The sequence below is a fragment of the bacterium genome (assembly GCA_024226335.1).
Classification (GTDB): Bacteria; Myxococcota_A; UBA9160; order SZUA-336; family SZUA-336; genus JAAELY01.
On the sequence record JAAELY010000184.1, the window covers coordinates 1 to 2,629 of the forward strand.

Below are 2,629 nucleotides of genomic sequence, written 5' to 3' on the forward strand. Positions count from 1 at the left end.
CAGCTCCGCGAGAGCCGAGCGAGGCTTCGCCTCGTCGTGTTCGCGGAAGTCGACCCACTGGAGCTCGCTCCAGAAAGGAGGCGCCGGGGTGTCGACGAGGTGCACCACGTGCAGGGGGCGCCGGGGTCCCCGGCGGGCGAGGAAGGAGCGCATCTCCTTCATCACCCAGGCCGAGGCCAGGGCCTCCACCCTAAATAGTTTGGGAATCTTGGTGGCTCGCAGACCTCGCCGAGCACCGCGTCGCCCCCGTGTCCGGCCAGCTAGACGCGGCCGCCGAGATCGTTCAGGCGCCCGAGGGAGGGAGGATCAACTCCAGGCAATCCAAACTGGGGTAGCATGGCCTCCGTGAACTGCCAACTCATTTCGAGTCTGGCGGACGGATTTCGCCAATCATCGTATTACTGGTGCCAAGGTCGACGCCATGAGCGAGGTCAGAGAGGAGCCTGAGTACGACAGTAGCGAGAGCCGTGGCTCGACCGAGCCTGCACGGCTCGACTCGAGCCCGAGAGCCCGAGCCTTCGGCGTCGAGGAGCTGATGCGAGAGGTCAGCCGAGGGACGGTCCGCGTCCCGCCTTTTCAGCGCGGTCTCCGGTGGGAGCGCGACGATGCTCGCAACCTCGTCGACAGTATCTACCGCGGCTACCCTGTCGGCACTCTCCTCTTCTGGAAGACCGAAGCCAAAGGCGAGCGACTGAAGCTGGGCTCGTTGCGGGTCGACGTTCCAGCCCGCCACGACGCGCTGCTGGTCGTCGACGGGCAGCAGCGGATCACCTCGCTGGCTCGCATCCTCCTGCCCGAAGATCCAACGAATGACCAGTTCGCCCTATTCTTCGAGCTCGAGTCGGAAAAGCTCCTTCCTCCCAGGGCCAGGCAGCGAGGCCGCCATTACCTTCCCCTCACGGTCGTGCTCGACTCCGAGGAGCTGCTGTCGTGGCTCTTCGAGACCAAACCGCCTGCCGAGCTTCGAGCGAAGGCAATCCACTTCGGCAAACGGGTTCGCGAGTACCAGATCCCCGCCTACCTCGTCGAGTCGAGCAACGATGCCGTCCTGCGCGAGATCTTCCAGCGGATCAACTCCACCGGCAGGGCTCTCAAGGCCAATGACGTCTTCGACGCGATTCATGGATCCAAGAGCGGGGTCCATCCTGCGAATCTCGGCGACATCGCCACTGAAATCGAGAAACACGGCTTCGGTCGCCCTGACGACAAACTGATCTACCGTGCGCTCTTGGCAGTGTCCGGCTACGACGTAGGAGGTCGCCGGGCGTTGCGACTCGGCGATGAGGCGGCCCCCGCCTACGCCGCGACGCTCGAAGCCCTCAAGGCCGCGGTCTTCTTCCTCAAGAACGATGCCGACATTCCCCATGAGAGCTTGCTGCCGTACAAGCTGCCGATCTTGACCCTGAGCCGCTTCTTCCATCTCCATCCGAGTCCGCAGCCGCGATCGCGGGACCTCCTCGCACGCTGGGTCTGGAGGGGTGCGTGGAGCGCTCAGCATCAAGGAGCGACCGTCTCTACGCGTTCGACGCTGGCGCTCATCGGTCACGACGAAGAACGGGCCGTTCAAGCGCTCCTCGGGTCGCTCCGGGAAGAGCAGCCGGTCGTTCCTCATGGCAACTTCAACTTCCGCTTCGCGGCGTCAAAGCTCCAGGCGCTCGCGCTTGTCGCGCTCCAGCCTCGCGACCTCGCAAGCGGAGAGATTCTCGACGTCGAGCAGCTCGCGACCGGCCCCCACGCTTTCCGGCAGATGTTCAGCGCGGGTCCCGGGGTCGACAAGGATCTGGTGCGATCGGTGGCAAACCGATTCTTCCATCCGGTCACTCCCTCAGGTCTCCGACGATTGCTGTTGTCGAGCTCGGGTCGGCGCGTATGGACGTCACATGCGGTCGACGAAGAGGCAATCGACGCGCTTCGTCGCGGGCGACGTCGCGAGTTCCTCGAACGCCGACGAGCTCTTCTCGAAGAGCACTTGGAGAGCTTTCTCGCCCTCCACGCCCGCTGGAAGGAGCCCGACCGGCCGTCGATCACGTCACTGGTGGTGAGTGACTCCGAGGAGATCTAGGGATGTCGCTACGAATTCGGCTCGGCGATACCGATGTCGGAGTCCTCGCGCGGTCGGGCCACCAAGACCGCATCGAGTTCCGCTTCCTCGACTCCTACCTCGATCTCTACCCGAGACCTGTGCTCGGTCAGTGGTTTGAGGACGATCTGCGCCGAATCTATGTCTCCCGCCAGCGCCTGCCGCCGTTCTTCTCGAATCTTCTACCGGAAGGCGAGTTGCGGAACCTTATCGCGAGCGAAGTAGGGGTCGCACCGTCGCGCGAGTATTTCATTCTGCGACATCTCGGCGAGGATCTACCAGGCGCGATCCGCGCGATCCCATCGGAGGACGAAGAGGATATCATCGCATCTGGGGAGGATGAGGAGACCGAAGACTACCGCACGCCCGAGAACGGTACAAGACTGCGATTCTCCTTGGCCGGCGTTCAACTCAAGTTCTCTGTCAACCGCAGAGACAAGGCCCTCGTTCTCCCGGCGAGCGGACGGGGAGGCGACTGGCTCGTCAAGCTTCCCGACGCGAGGTTCGAGAGAGTCCCTTTCAACGAGTGGTCCACTCTTCGTTGGGCAC

At 63.6% G+C, this 2,629-nt stretch carries 2 protein-coding genes; both read left to right on the top strand.

The annotated features are described in order from the left end of the window. Window positions 1-421 precede the first annotated feature (421 nt). A complete protein-coding gene (locus GY725_09245; protein ID MCP4004367.1) occupies window positions 422-2,062 on the top strand; it encodes a DUF262 domain-containing protein in 1,641 nt (546 codons plus the stop codon). A gap of 2 nt (window positions 2,063-2,064) precedes the next feature. Next, the coding region (locus GY725_09250) for a type II toxin-antitoxin system HipA family toxin (protein MCP4004368.1) at window positions 2,065-2,629 on the top strand (565 nt) is incomplete at its 3' end.

Bases quoted from the DNA above. Each gene is read 5' to 3' on its own strand.
- GY725_09245 (MCP4004367.1), top strand. From the start codon at position 422: ATGAGCGAGGTCAGAGAGGAGCCTGAGTACGACAGTAGCGAGAGCCGT.